The following is a 23863-nucleotide window of genomic DNA, read 5'->3' on the forward strand; positions in this document are numbered from 1 at the left end:
TCGCAGAAGACGTCTTGCCGGTTCGGCGCTTTTACCAGGAGATATTGCAGATGGATCTTTACAGAGCGCGACCGCAGGATGGTGTTGTCTGGGTGACCGGGGCGTCGAGCGGCATCGGCCGCGCCGTCGCTTTGAAGCTGGCGCAGCGCGGCTTCACGGTGGTGGCAACGGCGCGCCGCGAGGAGGCGCTGTCACGGCTTGCGGAAGAAGCGGCATCGCTGCGTGGCAGCATTGTTCCGATGCCCGGCGATGTGACCGACGAGACCGGGATGGCCAATATCATGGCCTCGATCGAGGCGCGGCACACGCGGCTGGCGCTCTGCGTCTTCAATGCCGGCGTGTTCCTGCCCGTGCATGGCGAAAGGCTGACGGTGGACCGGTTCGAAAAGACCTTCGACGTCAATCTGCTCGGCGTCATCAAGGGGCTTGTGCCGGCGGCGGCCCATATGCACCGGAAAGGGGGCGGGCAGATCGCCATTGTCGCCTCGGTGACCGGGTATTTCGGCCTGCCGACCAGCGCGGCCTACGGTGCCAGCAAGGCTGCCCTGATCAACCTCGCCGAAAGCCTGAAATTCGATTTCGACAAGATGAACATCCGGATCCAGGTGGTCGATCCCGGCTTTGTCGACACGCCGGCGACCGAGGGCAATCCCTTTCCCATGCCGGCGCTGATCGAGCCCGAGGACGCCGCGGAGCGTCTGGTCAAGGGTCTCGAGCGCGGCGGCTTTGAAATCACTTTTCCCCGGCGATTCACCTGGTTCCTGAAGGTTTTGCAGAAACTGCCTTATCTTATTTTCTTCTCGCTCGTCAGCCGCGGCACCGGTTGGAACGACAAGCCCTTGCGGCCGCGCAGCAGCTCCGGCGGGGCCGAGGCGCCACAGGATGAGGGCCGGCGGCAGAAGGAGGCCGCGTCCGGCGGGGTCTCGCACCGCAGCGATTAGTCTGGTCTGAGCCGCGCCTCAATCATTGGCGGTGATCCGGCGGCGCAGGGTCTGTTGCTGCGCCTCGTCGAGCGGAAAATTCCACATCAGGGCAATGGCGGTCAGCTTTGCGGCGATCGGGACCCAGCCATAGGCGATGGCCAGGGCCCAGACGCCGTTGTCGCCTGGCCCGGCGGCGGCGGCGTCCGGATTGAAACCGGCAATCGCGAGCAACGGGAATGCGATGCCGACCCCGAGCGCCAGCGCCAGTTTCGTGGCCAGGGACCACAGGGCGAAATACAGGCCCGAACGCTGTTCGCCGCCGCTTGCCGTGTCGACATCGATGACATCGGCCTGGATCGATGCGGGCAAGGCGAGATCGAAGCCGAGGAGAAGGCCGGTGATCACCGTTATGGCGGCGAAGGCAGGGCCGGCTTCCGGCCCGGCCAGCAGCGGTGCGGGTGCGAAGGCTATGCAGGCAACGATCATCGCCAGCGCCCAGGCGCGGTGTTTCGAAGTCATGCGCGCGGCCTGAAGCGCCAGCGGCACACCGGCAATGGCGCAGAGAAAGTAGAGAAACAGCAGCGGTCCGCGCCATTCGGGCAGACCGAGCCGCGCCGACACGAAGTAAAGAAACAAGGTGGCGGGAATACCGTTGGCGAGTCCGTTGAGAAAAAAGGCGCTGACCAGCCGGATGAACGGCCGGTTTCGCGCCAGACGCCGCAGCCCAGCGCGAAAGGACAGCCTTGTGCGGGTGTGATCCGGCGGCTCGGGCACACGCAACACGGTGACCGTGCCGAAGAGGGGCAGGGCCAGCGCGACAAGCAGCCCGAGCACGGCCAAGCCATGCCAGCCGCCGGCGGTGGCAAAGCCAAAAGCATAGGGCAGCGCGATGGCAAGCAGCGTGCCGATCAGGGTGAAACCCTCGCGCCAGGCGGCGACACGCGAGCGCTCGTGGTAATCGCCGGCAAGTTCAGCCCCCCATGCGGCATAGGGGATGAGGGTCGCGGTATAGCCGAGCGAGAGCGCAAGTCCGCAAGCGGTGAGCCAGGCGAGCCCGGCAGCCGGCGGCGGCGCGAACAGGAGATAGGAGGCGAGGGCGGCGACCGGAACGCCGAGCGAGAACAAGGTGCGGCGGCGGCCGAGGCGGCCGGGAATGCGATCGGCCACCCACCCAAGCAGCGGGTCCGACAGCGCGTCGAACAGGCGCACCAGCAACAGCGCCAGGCCGACGCCGGCAAGCGGCAGGCCGAGTGTTTCGCTGTAGAATGTCGGCACCAGGACATAAAGTGGCAGGGTCAGGGCGGCGAGCGGCAGGGCCGGCAGGGCATAGGCCAGGAGTTGCGCACGGCGCAGCGAAGGCGGGTCCGGCGCCCCGGCGCGCTCAGCGGCGCGGGTCAGCGATACACCACGTGGCGCACATTGATGTGGCCGGAGCGGAAACCTGCCTCGCAATAGTGCAGGTAGAACTCCCACAGACGCCGGAAACGCTCGTCAAAGCCGAGCGGCCGGATGGTGCTCCAGGCGGCGCGAAACCGGTCCCGCCAAAGCGCCAGCGTCTGGCCGTAATCGGCGCCGAAGGCGCGTTGACCGATCAGTTCGAGCCCGGATCTCTGGCCGTATTCGGCAAGATGCGTCTCGGTGGGAAGCATGCCGCCGGGAAACACGTAGCGCTGGATGAAATCGGGGCTGGCCTTGTAATCCTCGAAGGCCTCGGGCCGGATGGTGATGACCTGCAGGCCGGCCCGGCCGCCGGGCTTGAGGCATTGGCGGACCTTGGAGAAATAGGTCGGCCAGTAGCGTTCGCCGACGGCCTCGAACATTTCGATCGAGACGACAGCATCGTATTGACCCGTCTCGTCGCGGTAATCCTGAAACTTGAATTCGGCGTTGCCGGACAGGCCGGCCCTTTCGATGCGCTCCCGGGCGAAGTGCAACTGCTCGCTGGAGATGGTCAGGCCCGTGACGTGGCATCCGAGCTCGCTGGCGGCGAATTCTGCAAACCCGCCCCAGCCACAGCCGATTTCGAGAACCCGGTCGCCGCGCTTGATGCCGGCGGCGCGGGCCAGTGCACGGTATTTCGCCTGCTGCGCGCTGGCGAGATCGTTGGCGCCATCCTCAAACAGCGCGGCGGAATAGGTCATGGTGCGATCGAGCCATGTCTCATAGAAGGCGTTGCCCAGATCGTAATGCGCCGAAATGTTCTTGCGGGCCTGGCCGCGGGTGTTGGCATTCATCCAGTGCCGGAAACGTTCGATCAGGCGCAACACCCCCTGCGCGCCGTTTGACAGGCGATCGCCGATGTCCATGTTGACCAGGAAGAACTCCAGAAATCCGGTGACGTCCGGGCTTTCCCAGTCGCCATCGATATAGCTTTCCGCGACGCCGATCGTGCCGCTGGCGAGGGCGCGGCGGGCGAGATTCCAATTGTGCAGGATCAGCACCGCCTGCGGTCCCGCCTTGGCGCCCTCAACCCGCACCGTGCGGCCTTCGGGCAGGCGGATCACCAGCGTGCCGTGTTTCATCTTGATCAGACGCCGCAAGGCAAAGCGCGCCTGCGCCGGCAGGCCCTTGAGCTGCCGCGACAAGGTTTCGGGCGACAGCAACTCGCCGTCGTCAAGCTCCGGTTCAACTGCCATGGTCATTGTTTGCTGGTTCCGTTGCTGGCGCGGGATGGGGGATATCAATGGCGCTGATGCGTTCGCCGGCCGGCTGCCGGGTGACCGGCGCCACGCCCTTCAGCCACAGGCGAAGCGCTTCGAAATGGATGCCGGCGACGATCTTCAAGGGCAGCAGCGGAACGCGCGCCAGATTGCGCAGCACCGATTTTGTGCAGAGCGGTTCGGCAACGGCAGAGTAGGTTGCCGAGAGAAGCGGACCTTCGGCATCGGTCTCGAGAATGCGCCATCTGAGCGTGTCGCCGGGCTCGTTCATGCGGAAATGATAGGTCATTTCCATGTCGATGAAAGGCGAGACATAGAAGCGTTTGCGCCGGTGCTGGCGGATGCCGGCGGCGGTCTGTTCTCCGGGCGCGATCGGACAGACATAGGTGTGATCCTCGCCAAAAGTGTTGCGCACCTGATAGATCAGTGCGGTCAGCGCATCGTAGCGATCATAAACATAAAAGACCGAAAGCGGATTGAAAACCAGTCCAAACATGCGCGGATAGCAGGCCAGGAGGACGCGTCCGGTCTCCGCCGGGCGGCCGGCGGCGCGCATCAGGTTATCGACATGGCCGCGCAGGGTGGCGGCGGTGCTGCCGCGGATGTGGTCGGTTTCCATGAAGGCGGCCAGGTTGCGTTTGTTGACCGAAAACAGCGGCGACAGACGGTCGGCCTCGTCGAGGCGATCAATGTCGATCAGCAGCGAAAAGACCCGGTAGGTGAACCGGTGCCCCACCGGGCGCAGACGCTGATGCATGACCGGCCCGTGATACAGGCGGGCTGCAGCGGCCATGCGGCGTGTGGGTGGGGCAACGTGGCGCATCAGGCCGGCTCGCCCTGAAGTGACGGGCGGGTCACGTCAGTCGCAGCGGCGGCCAGGGCGGGGGCTTGGACCGGGGCCGGGGCTGTCGAGGCATTCGGGCGCCAGGGGAAGGTGCCACCGAGGGCTTCGGCGGCACGGATACCGGAGCTCAGCCCGTCCTCGTGAAAGCCGTAACCGGTCCAGGCGCCGGCAAAATGCGTGCGGTTGGCGCCCTGAATGCCGGCCAGCCTGTCCTGCAGAGCGATGATCTTGCGCCCGAACTGCGGATGATCATAGCTGAATTCCGCAAACACCTTGTCGGCCGCCGGCTCGCGGTCGGGGTTGAGGGTGACGAAAAGCGGACAATCCTCGTCGATGCCCTGCAGGCGGTTCATCCAGTAGCTGACCGCCACCTCGGCGCCGTCATCGGCAGCGCTCGACCTGAGATAGTTCCATGAGGCCCAGACCTTGCGGCGTTTCGGCATCAGATCGGCATCGCGGTGCAGAATAACGCGGTTGGCGCGGTAGGGCACGCCCGACAGGATGGCGCGTTCGGCCGCATCCGGCTGTGCCAGAGCGGCCAGAGCCTGGTCGGTGTGACAGGCGAAGATCACCTGATCGAAGCGTTCCGTGCGGCCGGTCGTATCCTCGATGTCGACGCCAGCAGCAGTGCGGTGCACGCGGACGACACCGCAATTGAGACGCAGCCGGTCACCGAGCGGGCTGAGAAGCTTGTCGAGATAGGTGCGGCTGCCGCCATTGACCGTGCGCCATTCTGGCCGCCGGGCGTGGATCAGGCGATGGTTTTCAAAGAAATTGACAAAACGCGATGCCGGGAACTCCAACATCTGGCGCGCCGGTGTCGACCAGATGGCGGCGGCCATCGGCACCAGGTAATTGTTCTGAAAACCCGGCGAGAAGCCACGCCAGTCGAGATAGTCGCCGATCGAGCGGGACGCCAGGTGGCCGGCGGCGCGATCGCTCAGGCAGATGCGGTTGAAACGCAGGATCTCGCGCAGCATCAAAAGGAACGACGGACGCAGCAGATTGCGCTTCTGGGCGAAGAGCGTGGCAAGATTGTCGCCGCTCCACTCCAGCCTGCCGCCGTCGAGGGAGAGGGAAAAGCTCATGTCGCTCCCATGCGTAGCGATGCCAAAATGCTGAAACAGCGCCGTCAGATTGGGATAGTTGGCCTCGTTGTAGACGATGAAGCCGGTGTCGACGGCGATCGGGCGGCCGTCATAGTCGATGTCGACGGTGGCCGTATGGCCGCCCGGGCGCGCCGCCTTCTCGTACAGGACCACATCATGCGCACGATGCAATCCCCAGGCCGCCGCGCTGCCGGAAACGCCGCTGCCGATGATGGCAATGCGCTGGCGCCGCGGCGGCGACTCCCTGCCGTCACTGACAGGCTGGGCATCGGGGAGAGGCGGTTTGACTGGAGCGTTCATGCAGCGTCCTTGATCTGTTGATAGGCGGCGAGGGCGCGTTGGCGCGCGGCGCGGTGTTCGATGAGGGGTTTGGGATAGGTGACCCCCAGCGTGATGCCGGCGGTTTCGTGCGTCTGCTCCGGCGCGTCCCACGGCTTGTGGATATAGCGGTCGGGCAGGGCGGCGATTTCGGGAACGAAGTGGCGCACATAGGCGCCGTCGGGATCGAATTTCTCGCCCTGCAGGATCGGGTTGAAGATGCGGAAATAGGGCGCGGCGTCGGCGCCGGTGCCGGCCACCCACTGCCAGTTGGCGACATTGGAAGCCGGGTCCGCATCGACCAGCGTGTCCCAGAACCAGCGTTCGCCGATCTGCCAGTGGCTGAGAAGATGCTTGGTGAGGAACGAGGCGACGATCATGCGCACGCGGTTGTGCATGTAGCCATGCCGCCAGAGCTGGCGCATGCCGGCATCAACGATCGGATAGCCGGTGCGGCCGCGCTGCCAGGCGGCGTGCGCATCGTCATCGGCGTGCCAGGGAAAGTCGTCAAAGCGCGCATCATGATTGCGCTCGGGCAGAAACGGCTCATTGACAAGCAGGTGCCAGCAGAATTCGCGCCAGCCGATTTCCTTGCGCAGCGTTTCCCTGTCCTCCTGGCTGCCCCGCGTCGAGGGCTGGCGCAGCGCGTGAAGGATCTGTGCCGGGCTGATCTCGCCGAGCGCCAGATGCGGCGACAGGCGGGATGTGTTCTCACGGGACGGCACATCGCGTCCCTCGGCGTAATTCTCGATGCCGCCGTTCAGAAACGCCGAAAGCCGATCCCGGGCCCCCTGTTCGCCCGGCGTCCACATCTGGCGCAGACCGCCGGCCCAGTCCGGTCCTTGCGGCAGCAAGGCCCAATCGGCCAGCGCTTCCGAGGCAATGCCTGAAACACCTTTCAGCGCACCCGGAGCCGGGGCGGGCGGCGCAACTTGCAACTCTGATTCAAGTGTTCGCCAGAACGGTGTGAAAACCCTGTAGAATTTGCCGGATTTGCTCTTCAGGCGGGTCGGTTCGTGCAGCAGGAAGCCGGCATGGAAATCGACCTCGAGCCCATCGGCGCGCAGGCGGTCAGCCAGTTCTTCGTCGGCGGCAGCGGCGGCTGGCTCGTAGCGGCGGTTGCCGACAAGGCGGGTGGCACCGCTGTCGCGCGCCAGGGCCGACAGGATGAGATAAGGCTCGCCGGTGGCGAGGATCAGCGGCGCCCCGAGACGGCGCAGCTCAGCATCGAGCGCTGTGAGGGAATGGTGCAGCCACCATTGTTTCGCAGCGCCGATTGCCCGGCCCGCTGCGGGTGTTTCGCGAATATAGAGCGGCACAATGGCCTTGCAGCGCGCGGCCGCGGCGAGGGCGGCATTGTCCGTAAGCCGCAGATCGGTTCTGAACCAGTGAACAGCGATGTCCTGCGCGTCGTTTCCGGGCATCTGGTCCACTTTCGGCCTGTCTTGGCTGCTGAGCTGTTCGCGTTACCAAGTGCTAGACGTGGCGGCGCGGCACAAAGTTTCAAGTTTTGGAAAAATTTATGCGGCCCCGGCTGGCGGATGGTGGTTTCGCGCGGTGCGGAACCCGCCCTCGGGGGGCTGTTGTATTTTTGCACCAAATCCTACGAATTTCATGGGTTAACGTTGAGATTCAGAAAATGCTTACTTGCGAAACCCTATAAAAATAACTGGTAATATCGCTATTCAGTTTTTGACTTCGCAATCTGATTGCGTGGGCGGATTTCCGGCTCGGGGCAGGGTCAATGCAACGGGGAGTTCAACTGTGAAATCAATTCTTATCGGACTATCTGCGGCCGCGTTGTCGTCAGCGGCCTATGCGGCTGACATCAGCTATGAAGCGCCGGTCATGGTCGAGCCGGCAAACACCTGCTCGGGACATATTGAAGCGTATCTCGGCGGCGTGAACATCAACGCTTTCGGCACCGATGAGACCTTCTTTAGTTATGGCGGCGCGGCGCGGGCCCATTGCCGGTTCAGCGAACGCTGGAACGTGCAGGGCGATCTTTTCGTCGACATCATCACCGACGATGGCGACGATCTAACGGGCGTCGGCGGCGCGTTCCATGTGTTCTGGCGCGATCCGTCAGCCTACGCCGTCGGTGTCTTCGCGACGATTGAAGGGGTCGATTTGGTTAGCGACGACATTACGAGCTACACGGTCGGGCCGGAAGCGCAACTGTATTTGGGCAATATCACGCTTTACGGACAGGCGTTCTTCGGACAGGCCGATTATGGCGGCCCGGACGCCGATATTTGGGGCGTGCGCGGTGAAGTGCGCTATTTTGCGACCGAGAATCTGCGCTTTGATGCGGAGCTCGGCTACCGCACGGCCGATTTCGGTCCCGGATCGTTGGATACCTTCATTGCGGCGACGGAAGTGGCCTATCGTTTCGACGGCACGCCGTTTTCCCTGTTCGGGCGCTACCAGTTCGATCACACAAGTGTCAGCGGTGGTGGCCCCGAATTCGACACGCACAAGTTCACGGCCGGTGTGCGGGTGACCTTCGGCGCGGGAACCTTGCTCGACGAAGATCGCAACGGTGCGACAATGGATACCTTCCGGAGCGTCTTGCAGGCGTTCTAGCCTACGCGCCAAACCTTTCGGCGGGGGACGTATGAGAAAGGCCGCGGCACTGTCTGCGGCCTTTTTCCTTTGTGGGATAAGTGGTCGCGGATGCGTATATCGCGCAAAGGACTGCGGCAGACAGCCGGCGGTACGACTACCGGGGGATCATGTGATTTTTGTGAAAAAGTGGCTCCCCGGGCCGGATTCGAACCAGCGACCGATCGATTAACAGTCGATTGCTCTACCACTGAGCTACCGGGGACCATCGTCGCGGCGCGCAAGGTCGGTGATGCGCGTTCGGACTTGAGCGGCGTATTACAAAAGGATCGGCCCTTTGCCAAGGGCTTTTTATCAAATTCGGAGGGTTGTGGACGTTCGTTGCCGCTGAAAGGTTGGGGCCGCTTGCAGTTGCGTGCCCGCGGCGCCACATGGGGGAATGGTATTGTGGCGGGGAATGGTGTTGTGGCCGTTGGCCGGCTGCGCTGCAAGGTTTGAAAGCAAAGGGCATCTGGCCAGCATGTTCGCATACCGCGCCGGCAAGGGCGAAATCGAGATTTTCGGCAAGGTGGTGCAACTGCCGCGCCAGCGCAGGACCAGCATCGCGCTCGGTGTGGCGCTTGTGGTGCTTGGCCTGTTCGGGTTCCTGCCGGTGCTCGGCTTCTGGATGATTCCGCTCGGGCTCCTCGTCCTGTCGCGCGAAATCCCGTCCGTCAGGCGCTGGCGGCGCAAGGCGGCGCTCAGATACGGGCGCCGGCGTGGCGCCGGGAAGGGCGGCGAGACAACGAGGAAGAAGTGAATGGAGGCCTCGCCCGGAATCGAACCGGGGTGCAAGGATTTGCAGTCCTCTGCGTAACCACTCCGCCACGAGGCCTCATCGCGAAATTACCGACAATTCAAAGGGATGTGATTGCGTCACGAGGACGAACCCGGCGGTAAACTCGCGGCCATCTCAATAAGCGCTCCGCTTTTTGCCTGCAAGAGGCAAAAGCAAAAACATTCATGCCGGCGGTGCGGGGGGCGCAAAGCGGCGCCGCAGGCGAAGTTTTGACCGGCCGGCCGCAAGGATGCTTGAACTTGGCCGGCGCGCGTTCTAAGACGCCCGCCAAGGCTTAGCGGAGAGACGGTCATGGCACAGGAATTCGAAAGCGCGCGCCAGAAGATGGTCGACAATCAGATCCGGACGACGGATGTGACGTCGCATTCGGTCCTGCAGGCGTTCCTGAGCGTCGAGCGCGAGAAGTTCGTGCCCGCCAACAAGGCGGCGCTGGCCTATATCGACAGCGATATCGAGGTCGTGGCCGCCGACGAGGGCCGGCCGGCACGCTATCTGATGGAGCCGTCGCCGCTGGCCAAATTGTTGCAACTGGCGGCGATCGACAAGAACGATGTGGTGCTGGAAATCGGCGGTTGCTGCGGCTATACGGCGGCGCTCCTGTCGCTGCTGGCTGGGTCCGTGGTGACGCTGGAAAGCGACGAAGCGCTGGCGCAACAGGCCACCGAGACGCTCAGCGCCAATGGCTATGACAATGTGGCGGTGGTCACCGGCCCGCTGCGCGAGGGCTATGCCAGCGAGGCGCCGTTCGACGTGATCTTCATTAATGGCGCCATCGACGAGGTTCCCGAGGAGCTGACGAGCCAGCTGCGCGAGGGCGGACGCCTGGTCACCGTGATCGGGCGTGGCGGCGCGGCGCAGGCGCATCTCCTGCTGCGCTCCGGCGAGACGCTGTCCGGCCGGCCGGTGTTCAACGCCGCCGTTCCGATCCTCCCCGGTTTCGAGCGTGAGGCAGCTTTCGTCTTCTAGGCTGGCTCCTGCGGCTCAACAAATATGTGCAGCCAGTATCAATAAACGACGCTTGCGGCGGGCCCGTATTCGTGGTTTTCAGGTTCGCAGCGATGGTTAAGCTTGTGTTTGCATCCAGGGTGATACACTCGGCCCTGCTGTGACGCGTGTGCAACGCGGCGTGGAAAAGTCGAAGTCGCGCCTTGGGTTGCGTTGCGATTTGGCACGACGTCGAAGATATAGTCGGTCACGGACGAGTTGGACGCAAGTTTATCGTCTTCCAATGGGGATGTGCTGTTGAAAACCTTTCAGACGACATTGGTCGCGGCGATGGCCGCGGTCGGACTTGCGTGCTCGCCGGCCGTGGCAAGCGCCGAATCCCTGTATGCGGCCATGGCCAGGGCCTATGCCAACAATCCGGATCTGAACGCCGCCCGTGCCGGGCTGCGCGCCACCGATGAGGGCGTGGCGATTGCCAAGTCCGGCTATCGGCCCACCGTCGCGGCGGAGGGGTCGGTGACGATCACCAACCGCGACGGGGTGACGACGGATACAGCCTCGGTCGGCGTGTCGGTGACCCAGACCCTGTTTGACGGATTTCAGACGCGCAACAATGTGCGCGCCGCCGAAGCGACGGTGTTTGCCGGCCGCGAGAACCTGCGCGGCACGGAAATCGATATCCTTCTGGCGGCGGCGGAAGCCTATGCCAATGTCAATCGCGACAACCAGATCGTCAGTTTCCGGCGTCAGAACATCGCCTTTCTGCAAGAGCAGTTCACGGCGGCGCAGGCGCGTTTCGATGTCGGCGAGAGCACGCGCACCGATGTCAGCCAGGCGGAAGCGCAACTGGCGGGGGCGCGGGCGCTCTTGACGGCGGCGGTGGCGCAGGCGAAGGCATCGGCGGCAGTCTATGCGCAGATCGTCGGGACCATGCCGAAGAACATGAAGGCGGCGCCGCTGCCGACGCGGCTACTGCCCGGTTCGCTTGATCGCGCCGTGGCGATCGGGCTGAAGGGACATCCTTCGATCCTGGCGGCGAAATTCAGCGTCGATGCCGCCGGCTTCGACGTCAAGGCGGCGGAAGGCACGATGCTGCCGGGCGTGTCGGTGACCGGTTCGGTCAATGAGCTGGAAGGCGGCGTGACGGTCGGTCAGGTGCAGGCGCGGGTGTCGGTGCCGATCTACCAGGGCGGCGCCGCCTCGGCACGGGTGCGCCAGGCCAAGGAATTGCTCGGACAGCAACGCATTCAGGTTGACAGCATCCATCGCGCCATCGAGCAGGCGATCATCTCGTCCTGGGCGCAGATGGAAGCCTCGCGGGCGACGATCAACGCCAACCGGGCGCAATTGCGCGCCGCCAATCTCGCCCTGAACGGCGTGGTCGAGGAACGGCGCGTCGGCCAGCGCACCACGCTCGACGTGCTGGTTGCGCAGCAATCGGTGCTGGAAGCGCGCGAATCGCTGGCGCAGTCGGAGCGCAATGCCATCGTCGCGGCCTATTCCGTGCTGGCGTATACGGGCCGGCTGACAGTGCGCCGGCTGGGTCTGCAGGTGGCGCATTACCGGCCGGAAGAGCACTACGAGGCCACCAAGGACCGCTGGTACGGGTTGCGCACGCCAGACGGGCGATGACGCGGCAAAGGCCAGACGCAGACTAGACGCAGGCCAGACGCGGGCAAGCCGCCTGGCTTTGGCATCGGCATTTCAATGGTTCGGGGCTTCCGCGCAGACGCGCATGCTGGCCTGAGAGCCGCACGCAAAAGATGTGCACGAGCGTTTGCTGCGGCGCCAAGACGGATTCAATTTTCCCCGGGATGCGCTTAGTATCGTTGTGATTCGGCCTGGCCCCGTCCGGTTGGCCGCGCAACGGGAGTATGTCATGGGACAGGCAGGCGCACAGCGCGAGCCGTCGATGGAAGAGATACTGGCTTCCATCCGCAAGATCATCGAAAACAATGAGACCGGCGCCACACCCCCTGAGAGTGGCCGGCCGGCCAGTGCCGGGCGCGACGATGCTGCGGTCACGCCGGGCGGCTCAGCCCGCCGGGCAGAAGACCGCACGCAAGACAGCGGGAGCGCCGGCGCGGGTGAGCAAAGTTCTGCACGGACGGTTACGGCGCAGACGGATGCAAAGCCTGATGCGACAGGACCGGGCGCAGCCGATGACGATGAGGATGACGCGATATTCGCGGCGAGCCCGGCTGCGCCGGTTCTCACGCCCGTCGAGGGCGGCCTGAACGGCCGGTCGGCGGCATCAGTTCAGGCGGAGAAGGTAGCCCCGGCGGATAAGGTGGCCCATACGGATAAGGCGGCCGCGGCACCCGCGCAGGGCAGCGAGCCGGTGTCGCTGGCCGACATCGCCGCGCAGATGCGTGGCGAGGCGGCAAAAGCTCCAGGCACGAATGCGCTTGCGGGCGGTCATTCCTTCGAAGCGATCTTTGATGAAGAGGACGGTGAAGAGGGGGCGGATGCGGCCGAGGCTGCGGCAAGCAGCGCCGACGTTTCAGCGGACGGGACAGCGGCAAAGGACCGGCCAGCGGCAAAGGACGTGTTTGCGGCAACAGCACGGCCGATGACGGCGCAGAAACCGGCGGCGGAAGGGCTGCAGGATGTCGCGCGCGCCCTGGCCGAGCTTGAGCGTGGCAACAGTGCTGCGGCCAAGCCGAACCCTCCCACGGCAATTGCCGGCACGCCGGCACCGGCCGCCGCGAGTTCACGGCCGCCGCTGGCTGCTGTTGCCGCGGCAGAACGCGTTTCTCAGGCGCCCGCCCAAAATGCGACGCCAGCTGCCGCGCCACCCGCCGCCGCGTCGCCGCGCGCAGCGGCGCTGCCGCAAGCCGCCACGTCTGCAGCAGCGCCGCATGCCAAGGACCGCGCTCCCGAGACGCGGGTCGCGCCGTCTTTCTCGTCGCAGGCCGCGGCCGCGGCCGCAGCCAATGATGGTGACGCGCCGTCATCTGGCTCCGGGTCTGGCCCGGCACTTGGCCAAGTATCTGCCGCGGGGGCGGATGCTGCGATGGCCAATCCGCTGATCTCGGTGAATGCGCGCGACAAGGTGGCGCAATCCTTCGCCGCGCTCAACGAGGCGCTGGAAGCGGAAACACGGCGCAGCTTTGACGAGATCGCCGAGGATCTGCTGCGGCCCATGCTGCAGGCCTGGCTCGACGACAATCTGCCGACAATGGTCGAACGGCTGGTGCGCGAAGAGATCGAGCGGGTGTCGCGCGGCAATCGCCGCTAGGGTCGGGACCGTAATGTCCGCACGGCTATGGCCGGCCTGCCTCGTGTTGACTTCGCCGGGACCTTCCGCTTTACACCATTGCATTCCGGGCGCCCTTTGCGGCGTTGCAGCTGGCAAGGTGCGAAGGCACTGACGGCGCCTGCGGCGGAACCCCGTTCAGTGACGATCGACCCCAGGGATGCACGATGCTCGACAAGACATACGACGCTGCGGCCGTTGAGCCGAAAATCGCCGGCAAATGGGCCGAGGCCGAGGCGTTTCGCGCCGGCGCCGGAGCTAAGCCGGGCGCTGATCCCTATACCATCGTCATCCCCCCGCCGAATGTGACGGGATCGCTGCATATGGGCCATGCGCTCAACAACACCATCCAGGACATACTGGTGCGTTTCGCGCGCATGCAGGGCAAGAACGTGTTGTGGCAGCCGGGGATGGATCATGCGGGGATCGCCACGCAGATGGTCGTCGAGCGGCAACTGGCCCAGCGCGGTGAGCCCGATCGGCATGCCATGGGCCGCGAGCGCTTCGTTGAGCGGGTCTGGGAGTGGAAAGACGAATCCGGCGGCATGATCTTCAACCAGCTCAAGCGGCTGGGCGCATCGTGCGATTGGTCGCGCGAACGCTTCACCATGGATGAGGGCCTTTCGGAGGCGGTGCGCGAGGTGTTCGTGCGCCTCTACAAGGAAGGCCTGATCTACAAGGACAAGCGTCTGGTCAACTGGGACCCGGCGCTGTTGACCGCGATCTCGGATCTCGAGGTCGAACAGGTCGAGGTCAAGGGCCATTTGTGGCACTTCCGCTACCCGCTGGCCGACGGGGAAACCTACGAGCATCCCTATCGCCTCGACGAGAACGGCGAGCGTCTGCCCTGGAAACCGTCCGATGGCGAGCCGGCCGGCACCGAGACCCGCGACTATCTGGTGGTGGCGACGACCCGCCCGGAAACGATGCTCGGCGACACCGGAGTGGCGGTGCATCCCGACGATCCGCGCTACAAGGCGCTGGTCGGCAAGCATGTGATCCTGCCGCTGGTCGGCCGCCGCATTCCGATTGTCGCCGACAGCTATCCGGATCCGGAAGCGGGCACCGGGGCGGTGAAGATGACGCCAGCGCATGACTTCAACGACTTTGAAGTGGGCAAGCGGGCCGGTCTTGAGGCCATCAATGTGCTGACCGAAAACGCGTCGGTGACGCTGAAGGAGAATGAGGCGTTTCTCGAGGGGCTGGATCAGTCCGGCAAGCTGCTCGAGGTGCTGGCGGAGGTCGACGGCCTCGATCGTTTCGCGGCGCGCGCCGTGATCGTCGAAAAAATGGAAGAGATCGGCTGTCTGGCGGCGGTCGAGCCGCACACGCATATGGTGCCGCATGGCGACCGCGGCGGTGTGCCGATCGAGCCCTATCTGACCGATCAGTGGTATGTCGATGCGCATCGTCTGGCGCAGCCGGCGATCGAAAGCGTGCGCGAGGGGCGCACCGAATTCGTCCCGAAGAACTGGGAAAAGACCTATTTCGAATGGATGGAGAATATCCAGCCCTGGTGCATCTCGCGGCAATTGTGGTGGGGGCACCGCATTCCGGCCTGGTACGGCCCGGACGGACAGGTGTTCGTCGAAAAAGATGAGGAAGAGGCGCTGCAGGCGGCGATCCAGCACTACATTGCGCATGAGGGTCCGTGGAAGGCCTGGGTCGAGGAGAAGCTGGAGAATTATCAGCCCGGCGAGATCCTGACCCGCGACGATGACGTGCTCGACACCTGGTTTTCATCGGCCTTGTGGCCGTTTTCGACGCTCGGCTGGCCAAAGCAGACGGCGGAGCTGAAGACCTATTACCCGACCAGCGTCCTGGTGACCGGCTTCGACATCATCTTCTTCTGGGTCGCCCGTATGATGATGATGGGCCTGCATTTCATGAAGGATGGCACCGGCACCGGGCGCGAGCCGTTCCATACGGTGTATGTGCATGCGCTGGTGCGGGACAAGCACGGCGCCAAGATGTCGAAGTCGAAAGGCAACGTCATCGATCCGCTGGAGCTGATCGAGGAATATGGCGCCGACGCGCTGCGCTTCACGCTGGCGATCATGGCGGCGCAGGGCCGGGATGTGAAACTCGACCCGACGCGCGTTGCCGGTTACCGGAACTTCGGCACCAAATTGTGGAATGCGACCCGCTTTGCCGAGATGAACGGGGCGGCGCTGGACCCGAATTTCAAACCTGCCGAGTGCCGGCTGACAACCAATCGCTGGATCCTGACGGAGCTCAGCCGCACCACGGATGCGGTGCGCGAGGCAATCGAGACCTACCGCTTCAACGAGGCCGCCGGGGCGCTCTACCGATTCATCTGGAACAATCTGTGCGACTGGTACCTGGAATTGCTCAAGCCGGTGTTCAGCGAAGGCGAGGCGGCCGATCAGGCGGAATCACGGGCCTGCGCGGCGCATGTGCTGGTCGAGACCTGCAAGCTGTTGCATCCCTTCATGCCGCATATGACCGAAGAGTTGTGGGCGCATTTCACGGACGGCAAACAGGGGCTGCTGTGCCACGCCGACTGGCCGGAGGCCGATTTTGCCGAGGCCGCGGCGGCCGATGAGATCAACTGGCTGATCGAACTGGTCGGCGGCGTGCGCTCGGTGCGTGCCGAAATGAATGTTCCGCCGGCCGCCAAGGCGCCGCTGGTCATCGTCGGCGCCGATCAGACGATCACGGCGCGGCTGGCGACCCATGACGCGGCAATCCGCCGCCTGGCGCGGGCCAGCGACATTGTCACCGCCGAGGCCGCGCCGGCGGGATCGGCGCAGATCATCGTCGGGGATGTGACCGCCTGTCTGCCGCTCGGCGATCTGGTCGATCTCGATGCGGAAGCGCAGCGGCTCGACAAGGCGCTCGGCAAGATCGAGGCGGATATCGCCAAGATCAGCCGCAAGCTGGATAATGAAAAGTTCGTCGCCAATGCAAAGCCGGAGGTTGTGGCCGGAGAGCGCGACAAGCTCGCCGACCTCGAAGGGCAGAAGGCTCTGCTCGATCAGGCGCGTCAACGGGTCAGCGAGGCCAGATGATTCGCTTGAGATCCGGCCGGCTTTTTCGCTGCGGATCGCAATCATCGCGGTGCAACAGTCGACTTTGCGTGAAAAGGCGCTGCTTGTGACGGTTTTGCAACAAAACCGGGCTTATCCATCAAATTCGGGTCGTTTTTCTCTTTTCCGCCGTGTCACCCGAGGCATTTTAAGTCGTTTGCGGCGCGTTTCAGCTGTTTTTGCCTTGTAATAAAATTGCCCCGCCGGGTCGCACCCTGCAGTGCTAGAATCCGCATATTGCCTCCCTGCGGCAACATGGTAAAAACATGACCAAGGTTTGTCTTAGGTAAGGTTTTTGTGGGGAGGAATGGGGTACATGATCAATAATCCTGTCAGGATGATGGGCACGGCGCTGATCGCAGCAACGGCGATGAGCACGAGCGCGATGGCCGGCGGCCTGGAGCGCGGCGGCTACAATATCGATCTGCTGTTCGACACCTCGCGTTTCGCCACGGAAGCGGGCGTCATTTACGTCATGCCGCAGCGCGATCTGGAGAACGTCACCGATATCGATTCGAGCGATGGCACGCAAACCGGTGCAACATCGGTGCGCGACACGGAAAGCTATGCTGTTCCGCGCCTTGGCGCCAAGGCCGGCATCGGCGAGAATGTAGACTGTCTGGTGGATTATTCGCAGCCGTTCGGCGCACACACCAACCCCGGTTCGAATTATGCGGGCAGCAACTCCAATATCGAGACCAAGATCGACAGTGACGGCTACGCCGCGACCTGCTCCTACAAATTTCAGGCGGGCAAGGGACAGCTGCGGTTCATCGGCGGCATTTCCTATCTGGAGATCGGCGGTTTCAAGGAGCGGCTGGCGGGCTTTACCGTTCCTGGTCCGACAACGTTCACCGGCGTGGCGCGCGTTGACCTTGAGGGCGACGGAGTGGGATGGCGCGCCGGCGTTGCCTATGAAATTCCGGAAATCGCCTTCCGGGCCAGCCTGATGTACTATTCCGAGGTCGATGTCGATATTGACGGCGTTCTCGACACATCGGCTCTGCCGCTTGTCGGTGCAGTCTCGCCGATCTTCGGCAATACGGCACTGCCGGAATTTGTCGAATTGAAGGTGCAGTCCGGTATCGCCCCGGGCTGGCTGGCATTCGGCTCGGTGAAGTGGGTCGACTGGGGCCAGATGCAGTCCATCCCGCTCTGCACCGTCGGTACGGCAAGCTGCTCTTCGTCGACGCAAGCGACCTCGCTCGAACTCGGCTACCAGGACGGCTGGACGGTGACCGGCGGTGTCGGCCACAAGTTCAACGACCAGATCTCCGGGCTGGTTGCCCTGACATGGGATCGCGGCACCTCGACGAGCTTCGGCACGCAGTCCGATACCTGGACCGTGTCGACCGGTGCGTCCTTCGCTGCCAACGAGAATCTCGGGATCCGCCTCGGCGGCGCGCTCGGCGTGCTGACCTCGGGCTCTTCGGCCGACAGCCGCATCACCTATGATTACGGCAATGATCTGGTGGCTGCCGTATCAGCCGCGGCGAAGCTGAAGTTCTAACTCAGCAGCGCACTTCGGACTTTGCAAACCCCGCTTTCGAGCGGGGTTTTTTCGTTTTGACGACTTATCTTTTCACGACAGCAAATTGTGATTATCCGTCTCGTCCTCACAGATTGTGACAGAATCGCAACACACTTTTTATCTCTGCTCTGCTAAGGGGATGCGGCAGCGCGGATGCCCATTTTGCGCCACAAACAAGGCGCACCCACAACAGCACCGCGCCGCAGTGAATTTCACAGGCGTATCGAGGTATTGATGACTGATTCCAAAATCGACAAGAGCAGACTTCCGAGCCGCTACACCACGGTGGGTCCGGCGCGCGCGCCGCATCGCTCGTATCTGTACGCGATGGGCCTGTCGAGCGAGGAGATCGAACAGCCGCTGGTGGGGGTCGCCTCCTGCTGGAACGAGGCCGCGCCGTGCAATATCTCGCTGATGCGCCAGGCCCAGGTCGTCAAGAAGGGCGTTGCCGCCGCGCATGGCACGCCGCGTGAATTCTGCACCATCACCGTCACCGACGGCATCGCCATGGGACACCAGGGGATGAAGTCGTCGCTGGTCAGCCGCGACGTGATCGCCGATTCCGTCGAACTGACGATGCGCGGCCATTGCTACGACGCGCTGGTCGGCCTGGCCGGTTGCGACAAGTCCCTGCCGGGGATGATGATGGCGATGGTGCGCCTCAACGTGCCGTCGATCTTCATCTATGGCGGCTCGATCCTGCCCGGCAGCTATCGCGGTCGGCAGATCACCGTGCAGGACGTGTTCGAAGCGGTCGGGCAGCACTCGGTCGGTTCGATCAGCGACGACGATCTTTTGGAGATCGAGCAGGCGGCATGCCCGTCGGCCGGCTCATGCGGAGCGCAGTTCACGGCCAACACCATGGCAACGGTCGCTGAGGCGATCGGTCTGGCCCTGCCTTATTCCTGCGGAGCGCCGGCGCCCTATGAAATGCGCGACCGGTTCAACTACGCCTCGGGCGAGAAGGTGATGGAGCTGCTGGCCAAGAACATCCGGCCGCGCGATATCGTCACCCGCAAGGCGCTGGAAAATGCGGCCGCGGTCGTGTCGGCCACCGGCGGTTCGACCAACGGAGCGCTGCATCTTCCGGCGATCGCGCATGAATGCGGTATCGAATTCGATCTGTTTGACGTCGCCGAGATCTTCAAGCGGACGCCGTACATGGCGGACCTGAAGCCGGGCGGCAAATATGTCGCCAAGGACATGTTCGAGGCTGGCGGCATTCCGCTGTTGATGAAGACCATGCTGGAGCATGGCTATCTGCACGGCGACTGCATGACGGTGACCGGCCGGACCCTCGCCGAGAACATGGAAAAGGTGACCTGGAACCCGGATCAGGACGTGGTGCGGCCGGCTGACAAGCCCCTGACCGAGAATGGCGGTGTCGTCGGCCTGCGCGGCAACCTGGCGCCCGATGGGGCGATCGTCAAAGTGGCCGGGATGAGCAATCTGGTGTTCACCGGCCCGGCGCGTTGCTTTGATTCCGAAGAGGCTTGTTTCGAAGCGGTCAAGAACCGCGGCTATGAAGAAGGCGAAGTGCTGGTGATCCGCTACGAAGGCCCGGTCGGCGGTCCCGGCATGCGCGAAATGCTGTCGACGACGGCGGCTCTCTACGGCCAGGGAATGGGCGACAAGGTGGCGTTGATCACCGATGGCCGTTTTTCCGGCGCGACGCGCGGTTTCTGTATCGGTCATGTCGGGCCGGAAGCTGCGGTCGGCGGTCCGATCGGACTGTTGCGCGATGGTGACATGATCACCATTGATGCAACGAAGGGCACGATCGATGTGGCATTGAGCGAGGCTGAACTGCTATCGCGAAAAGAAAACTGGACCCCGAAGGAGAATGATTCGACTTCCGGCGTTCTTTGGAAATATGCCCAGACGGTGGGGTCGGCGCGCTGGGGCGCGGTCACCCATCCGGGCGGTGCAAAAGAAAAACAGAGTTATGCCGATATCTAAGCGTCCAACATTCGGCTTGGTGCTGGCTGCCGCCATGATGGCGGGGGCCGCATCCGGCCCGGCAGCAGCTTTCGATCCGGACAGCGGCGTGACGCGCGAATCCAACCCGCTGGCGCTCTTCAAATTCGGCTTTTCAGCCTACCGCAAGGGCAAGAAGGACGATGCGGTCGAGGCTTACCGCTATGCCGCCGAAAAGGGTCATCGCGGCGCGCGCTGGGCGCTGGCCAACATGTATGCCTATGGCGACGGGGTGACCGAGAACGACTACGAGGCCTTCAAGATCTATGATGAGATTGCCCGGCAGGGTGTCGAGCCGGGCTCCGCCGACACCGGCTATTTCATCAATGCGCTGATCTCGCTGGCCAACTATTACCAGAACGGCATTCCCGACAGCCCGGTGAAGCCGGATCTCGGCGCGGCGCGGCAACTGTATTTCCAGGCGGCCTCGGCTTTCGGCGTGCCGGAAGCACAATTTCGCCTCGGGCGCATGATTCTCGAGGGGCAGGGCGGCGCCAACAGTGCGCAGCAGGCCAAGAAGTGGCTGAACCGCGCGCGCATGAACGGCCATGCCGGGGCCGCGGCGATGCTCGGCCATGTCATCTTCCAGGAAGGCGAATCCGTGCGCGGCCTGGCTTTCATGACGGCGGCGCTTGAGCGCAGCGAACCGCAGGACAAGGTGTGGATCCGCTCCATGCAGGAAGAAGCGTTCTCGCTGGCCGGCGAGGCCGACCGGCGGACCGCTGTGGCGCTGGCGCAGGACATGCTCGCCAAGGGCCTGAACTGAGCCGGCCGGCCGGTCCCGTCGCTTTCCGTTCGGAAGCAAAATTCACAATCAGAGACGGTCGGCGAGCCGGTATCCGCGCAGCGATCCCCGCATCGCCGTCGGACAGCCATCCTGCAATCTTTTCCAGCTGGTATTGTTGAGGACGCGTTCGCAGCGCGCCAGATAGCGATTGCCGGGGCCGATCTCGAGACAGACGATACTGCCGAGCGCGACACGCTGGCCCTTTGTGACGCACTGACAATCGGGCGCGGCGGTCTGATGCGCAGACTCCGCCCGCAGCGCCGCGGGGGCGCCTGTTGCCAGAATGAGTGCCGCCAGGATCGGCTGTCCCGACCGCAAGCAAAAGCGGATCGGCATCATCGGACAAGAATGCGCCTCGCTCAGCAAAAAGGCAAGCAGCGCCGGGGGCCGACCGCTGTGCTGCGGGTCAGCTAGAGATCGAGGTCAATGACCACCGGGACGTGGTCGGAGGGTTTTTCCCAGGCGCGAACATGCTTTTCGACATCGGCGGAGCGCAGACGGTCGGCAGCTTCCGGCGACAGCATCAGATGGTCGATGCGGATGCCGTTGTTCTTCTGCCAGGCGCCGGCCTGGTAGTCCCAGAAGGTGTAGAGATCGCTGTCGGTGCTGACGGCGCGCAGGGCGTCGGTCAGACCGAGATTCTCAAACCGGCGGAAAGCGGCGCGGGTTTCGGGCAAGAACAGTGCATCGCCCTCCCACACCTTGGGATTGCGGGCATCGACCGGCTCGGGAATGACGTTGTAGTCGCCGGCGAACACCAGCGGCTCTTCCAGGGCCAGGCGATCGATGGCATGCCGCTGCAGGCGATCCATCCAGCGCAGCTTGTAAGGATATTTCGGGCTGTCGACCGGATTGCCATTGGGCAAATAGAGGCACCCGACGCGCAGCACGCCGCTGGCGGTTGAAAACACCGCCTCAATGTAGCGGGAATGCTCATCCTCATCATCGCCCGGCAGGCCGCGCATCACTTCGTCGGGACTGATCTTGGACAGGATAGCGACGCCGTTGAACCCCTTCTGGCCATGGGTTTCCACATGGTAGCCGAGGTCCTCAAGCGGTTGTCGCGGAACCGTTTCGTCGCTTGATTTCAACTCCTGCAGGCAGGCGATGTCAGGATCGCTTTCCTTCAGCCAGGCGACGAGGTTGTCGATGCGCGCCTTGACGCCATTGATGTTCCATGTGGCGATTTTCATAAAGCGCGCAGATCCTGCGATGTCAGATGGAGAAGCTGGTGCCGCAACCGCAGGCGGCAACAGCATTCGGATTGCGGATCTGGAAGGACTGGCCCATCAGATCATCGACGAAATCGATTTCCGAGCCCCCCATGTAAAGCAGCGACATCTGGTCGATGATGACGCGGGCCGCGTCGCGTTCAAGCACGACATCGTCGCCGACCGGTGCTTCGGCGAGGTCGAACTTGTAGGAAAAGCCGGAACAGCCGCCGCCTTCGACGGAGACGCGCAAAGCGGTCTTGCCCTCCTCGGAGGCGAGGATCTGGGCAATGCGCCGGGCGGCGGATTCGGTGATGGTCACGGACGTCTGTTCGCTCATCGTTTGCTCCTTGCCAGCGCAAAGCGGGCAATGTCGTCTTTGAATTCGTGTTCATCATAGGTATGAAGGCGGGGGACGGGCGTCAATGGGTGATCGGCGGGTGATCGGCGGGTGATCGGCGGGTGACCGGCAGTTGACCGGCAGGTGACCGGCAGGTGACCCGGAAGTTGGTCGGCGCACCGCACGGATGCCGCGCTTGCCTGACGGCGTGATACCGGGGCAGCCAACGGGACGGACAATGGCATGCAGCTTGACCGCGGCAGACTGGGGTTTGGCAATGGCGCGCGCGCGCCCTATGCCTGCGATTCAGCAAGAAGCCGCGGGCGCCTGCATCCGGAAAAGGCAAGCCTGACGCGCTCGGAATTTCAGCGCGATCGCGACCGCATCATCCACTCGACAGCGTTTCGCCGGCTCAAGCACAAGACGCAGGTTTTCGTTGCGCATGAGGGCGACCATTACCGCACGCGGCTGACGCATACGATCGAGGTGGCGCAGATCGCCCGCGCGCTGGCGCGGGCCCTGCGGCTGGACGAGGACCTGGCCGAGGGCGTGGCGCTGGTTCACGATTTCGGCCACACGCCGTTCGGGCACACCGGCGAGGATGTGCTCAATGCGCTGCTCAGCGATGATGGCGGGTTTGATCACAACGCCCAGTCGCTGGCGATCGTGACGCGTCTGGAAGCGCGGTATGCCGCCTATGACGGCCTCAATCTCACCTGGGAAACGCTGGAGGGACTGGTCAAGCACAATGGGCCGCTGCTGTCGGCCGACGGCACGGCTCTTTCCGGAAAACCGGTGCCGGCGCCGATCCGCGATTACAATCTTCAACAGGATCTGTGGTTGTCGAGCCATGCCAGCCTTGAAGCCCAGGCGGCGGCGATTGCCGATGACATTGCCTATGACACGCATGACATCGATGACGGGTTGCGGTCGGGATTGCTGTCGGTGGAGATGCTCGAGGATTTGCCGCTGTTGTCGGGCTTCATACGCAGTGTTCGCGACGCTTATCCCGGGCTCGAAGAGGCGCGGCTGGTGCATGAGATCACGCGGCGGCAGATCACGGTGATGGTCGAGGACGTGATTGCCACTGCTCTTGCCAATCTCGACGAGGTACGCCCGGATTCGGCCGACGCGGTGCGGCATGCCGGGCGTCCGCTGATCCAGTTCAGCGAAGCCATGGCCGCCGCCGAGAAGGAGATCAAGGATTTCCTCTACACCAACCTGTATCGCCACCCCGACGTCATGCGGGTGCGCGCCCAGGCCAGCGCAATCGTCGAGGACCTGTTTCACGCCTATATGCAAGATCCTGGATTGATGGGCGAGGCGCGGCAGGCTCCCGATGCGAAACGTTTGAGCGCGCAAAGTCGCCGCCGGCTGGTCTGCGATTACCTGGCGGGCATGACCGATACCTATGCGCTTGCCGCGCACCGGCGGTTGTTTGACCACACCCCTGATTTGCGTTAGGCAGCGCGCAATTGACGGCGACCCTCGCGGCGAGGGTCGTTT

The 23863-nt window shown here is 63.8% G+C and carries 19 protein-coding genes and 2 tRNA genes; 11 read left to right on the plus strand and 10 right to left on the minus strand.

What is annotated here, in order from left to right:
• The first annotated feature begins 50 nt into the window (after positions 1–50).
• The gene (locus KY465_RS12470; protein WP_219202033.1) at positions 51–941 is read left to right on the plus strand and encodes an SDR family NAD(P)-dependent oxidoreductase; all 891 of its coding nucleotides are present in this window, start codon (positions 51–53) and stop codon (positions 939–941) included.
• An 18-nt stretch (positions 942–959) separates the two neighbouring features.
• Here KY465_RS12470 and KY465_RS12475 read toward each other — a convergent pair whose 3' ends face one another.
• The 5 genes from KY465_RS12475 to KY465_RS12495 are packed head-to-tail and all read right to left on the minus strand — an operon-like array spanning position 960 to position 7278.
• The gene (locus tag KY465_RS12475) at positions 960–2375 is read right to left on the minus strand and encodes an MFS transporter (protein WP_346432637.1); all 1416 of its coding nucleotides are present in this window, start codon (positions 2373–2375) and stop codon (positions 960–962) included.
• On the minus strand, positions 2318–3559 hold the full coding sequence (locus KY465_RS12480) for an SAM-dependent methyltransferase (protein ID WP_255561650.1): 1242 nt from the start codon (positions 3557–3559) through the stop codon (positions 2318–2320). Before KY465_RS12480 ends, KY465_RS12475 begins: the two co-directional genes overlap by 58 nt.
• Positions 3549–4406, minus strand: coding sequence for a DUF1365 domain-containing protein (locus KY465_RS12485; protein WP_219202035.1), 858 nt, complete (start codon positions 4404–4406; stop codon positions 3549–3551). Before KY465_RS12485 ends, KY465_RS12480 begins: the two co-directional genes overlap by 11 nt.
• A complete protein-coding gene (locus tag KY465_RS12490; protein WP_219202036.1) occupies positions 4406–5836 on the minus strand; it encodes an NAD(P)/FAD-dependent oxidoreductase in 1431 nt (476 codons plus the stop codon). The genes KY465_RS12485 and KY465_RS12490 overlap by 1 nt, the downstream gene beginning before the upstream one ends.
• Positions 5833–7278, minus strand: a complete 1446-nt coding sequence (locus KY465_RS12495; protein WP_219202037.1) for a cryptochrome/photolyase family protein — start codon at positions 7276–7278, stop codon at positions 5833–5835. Before KY465_RS12495 ends, KY465_RS12490 begins: the two co-directional genes overlap by 4 nt.
• Before the next feature lie 223 nt (positions 7279–7501).
• Between KY465_RS12495 and KY465_RS12500 the strand changes: the two genes are divergently transcribed.
• Entirely contained in the window at positions 7502–8440 is a 939-nt protein-coding gene (locus KY465_RS12500) for a hypothetical protein (protein WP_219202038.1), read from the plus strand.
• A 169-nt stretch (positions 8441–8609) separates the two neighbouring features.
• On the opposite strand, the gene KY465_RS12505 is transcribed toward KY465_RS12500, so the two are convergent.
• Positions 8610–8684, minus strand: a tRNA-Asn gene (locus tag KY465_RS12505).
• Positions 8685–8939: 255 nt separating this feature from the next.
• Here KY465_RS12505 and KY465_RS12510 point away from each other — a divergent pair.
• Positions 8940–9218: a hypothetical protein gene (locus KY465_RS12510; RefSeq protein WP_219202039.1), complete on the plus strand. Its 279-nt coding sequence runs from the start codon at positions 8940–8942 to the stop codon at positions 9216–9218.
• Between the two features lies 1 nt (position 9219).
• On the opposite strand, the gene KY465_RS12515 is transcribed toward KY465_RS12510, so the two are convergent.
• A tRNA-Cys gene (locus KY465_RS12515) sits at positions 9220–9293 on the minus strand.
• A 255-nt stretch (positions 9294–9548) separates the two neighbouring features.
• Here KY465_RS12515 and KY465_RS12520 point away from each other — a divergent pair.
• The 7 genes from KY465_RS12520 to KY465_RS12550 all read left to right on the plus strand — a co-directional run bounded on the left by KY465_RS12520 (position 9549) and on the right by KY465_RS12550 (position 20785).
• On the plus strand, positions 9549–10223 hold the full coding sequence (locus KY465_RS12520) for a protein-L-isoaspartate O-methyltransferase family protein (RefSeq protein ID WP_219202040.1): 675 nt from the start codon (positions 9549–9551) through the stop codon (positions 10221–10223).
• 270 nt (positions 10224–10493) lie between these two features.
• The gene (locus KY465_RS12525) at positions 10494–11834 is read left to right on the plus strand and encodes a TolC family outer membrane protein (RefSeq protein ID WP_428983020.1); all 1341 of its coding nucleotides are present in this window, start codon (positions 10494–10496) and stop codon (positions 11832–11834) included.
• Positions 11835–12081: 247 nt separating this feature from the next.
• Entirely contained in the window at positions 12082–13443 is a 1362-nt protein-coding gene (locus KY465_RS18695; RefSeq protein WP_255561651.1) for a DUF2497 domain-containing protein, read from the plus strand.
• A 185-nt stretch (positions 13444–13628) separates the two neighbouring features.
• The gene (locus KY465_RS12535) at positions 13629–16493 is read left to right on the plus strand and encodes a valine--tRNA ligase (protein ID WP_219202041.1); all 2865 of its coding nucleotides are present in this window, start codon (positions 13629–13631) and stop codon (positions 16491–16493) included.
• A gap of 334 nt (positions 16494–16827) precedes the next feature.
• Entirely contained in the window at positions 16828–18021 is a 1194-nt protein-coding gene (locus KY465_RS12540) for an OmpP1/FadL family transporter (protein WP_219202042.1), read from the plus strand.
• A 255-nt stretch (positions 18022–18276) separates the two neighbouring features.
• Positions 18277–20001, plus strand: a complete 1725-nt coding sequence (gene ilvD / locus KY465_RS12545) for a dihydroxy-acid dehydratase (RefSeq protein ID WP_219202043.1) — start codon at positions 18277–18279, stop codon at positions 19999–20001.
• Positions 19988–20785, plus strand: a complete 798-nt coding sequence (locus KY465_RS12550) for a tetratricopeptide repeat protein (protein ID WP_219202044.1) — start codon at positions 19988–19990, stop codon at positions 20783–20785. Before ilvD ends, KY465_RS12550 begins: the two co-directional genes overlap by 14 nt.
• Positions 20786–20833: 48 nt before the next feature.
• Here KY465_RS12550 and KY465_RS12555 read toward each other — a convergent pair whose 3' ends face one another.
• From KY465_RS12555 to erpA, 3 genes are all read right to left on the minus strand, one after another.
• Positions 20834–21145, minus strand: coding sequence for a hypothetical protein (locus tag KY465_RS12555; RefSeq protein ID WP_219202825.1), 312 nt, complete (start codon positions 21143–21145; stop codon positions 20834–20836).
• Positions 21146–21216: 71 nt separating this feature from the next.
• The gene (gene xth / locus KY465_RS12560) at positions 21217–21999 is read right to left on the minus strand and encodes an exodeoxyribonuclease III (RefSeq protein ID WP_219202045.1); all 783 of its coding nucleotides are present in this window, start codon (positions 21997–21999) and stop codon (positions 21217–21219) included.
• Between the two features lie 22 nt (positions 22000–22021).
• On the minus strand, positions 22022–22357 hold the full coding sequence (erpA, locus tag KY465_RS12565) for an iron-sulfur cluster insertion protein ErpA (protein ID WP_219202046.1): 336 nt from the start codon (positions 22355–22357) through the stop codon (positions 22022–22024).
• A 243-nt stretch (positions 22358–22600) separates the two neighbouring features.
• Here erpA and KY465_RS12570 point away from each other — a divergent pair, with 243 nt between their 5' ends.
• Positions 22601–23821, plus strand: a complete 1221-nt coding sequence (locus KY465_RS12570; RefSeq protein ID WP_219202047.1) for a deoxyguanosinetriphosphate triphosphohydrolase — start codon at positions 22601–22603, stop codon at positions 23819–23821.
• Positions 23822–23863 lie beyond the last annotated feature (42 nt).

Origin of the sequence: Neohoeflea coraliihabitans, from assembly GCF_019334345.1 — a bacterium.
GTDB lineage: Bacteria > Pseudomonadota > Alphaproteobacteria > Rhizobiales > Rhizobiaceae > Pseudohoeflea > Pseudohoeflea coraliihabitans.

Bases quoted from the DNA above. Each gene is read 5' to 3' on its own strand.
- xth (WP_219202045.1), bottom strand. From the start codon at position 21,999: ATGAAAATCGCCACATGGAACATCAATGGCGTCAAGGCGCGCATCGAC.
- erpA (WP_219202046.1), bottom strand. From the start codon at position 22,357: ATGAGCGAACAGACGTCCGTGACCATCACCGAATCCGCCGCCCGGCGC.
- KY465_RS12555 (WP_219202825.1), bottom strand. From the start codon at position 21,145: ATGATGCCGATCCGCTTTTGCTTGCGGTCGGGACAGCCGATCCTGGCG.
- KY465_RS18695 (WP_255561651.1), top strand. From the start codon at position 12,082: ATGGGACAGGCAGGCGCACAGCGCGAGCCGTCGATGGAAGAGATACTG.
- KY465_RS12480 (WP_255561650.1), bottom strand. From the start codon at position 3,559: ATGGCAGTTGAACCGGAGCTTGACGACGGCGAGTTGCTGTCGCCCGAA.
- KY465_RS12535 (WP_219202041.1), top strand. From the start codon at position 13,629: ATGCTCGACAAGACATACGACGCTGCGGCCGTTGAGCCGAAAATCGCC.
- KY465_RS12520 (WP_219202040.1), top strand. From the start codon at position 9,549: ATGGCACAGGAATTCGAAAGCGCGCGCCAGAAGATGGTCGACAATCAG.
- ilvD (WP_219202043.1), top strand. From the start codon at position 18,277: ATGACTGATTCCAAAATCGACAAGAGCAGACTTCCGAGCCGCTACACC.
- KY465_RS12495 (WP_219202037.1), bottom strand. From the start codon at position 7,278: ATGCCCGGAAACGACGCGCAGGACATCGCTGTTCACTGGTTCAGAACC.
- KY465_RS12550 (WP_219202044.1), top strand. From the start codon at position 19,988: ATGCCGATATCTAAGCGTCCAACATTCGGCTTGGTGCTGGCTGCCGCC.
- KY465_RS12570 (WP_219202047.1), top strand. From the start codon at position 22,601: ATGCAGCTTGACCGCGGCAGACTGGGGTTTGGCAATGGCGCGCGCGCG.
- KY465_RS12470 (WP_219202033.1), top strand. From the start codon at position 51: ATGGATCTTTACAGAGCGCGACCGCAGGATGGTGTTGTCTGGGTGACC.
- KY465_RS12485 (WP_219202035.1), bottom strand. From the start codon at position 4,406: ATGCGCCACGTTGCCCCACCCACACGCCGCATGGCCGCTGCAGCCCGC.
- KY465_RS12490 (WP_219202036.1), bottom strand. From the start codon at position 5,836: ATGAACGCTCCAGTCAAACCGCCTCTCCCCGATGCCCAGCCTGTCAGT.
- KY465_RS12540 (WP_219202042.1), top strand. From the start codon at position 16,828: ATGATCAATAATCCTGTCAGGATGATGGGCACGGCGCTGATCGCAGCA.
- KY465_RS12510 (WP_219202039.1), top strand. From the start codon at position 8,940: ATGTTCGCATACCGCGCCGGCAAGGGCGAAATCGAGATTTTCGGCAAG.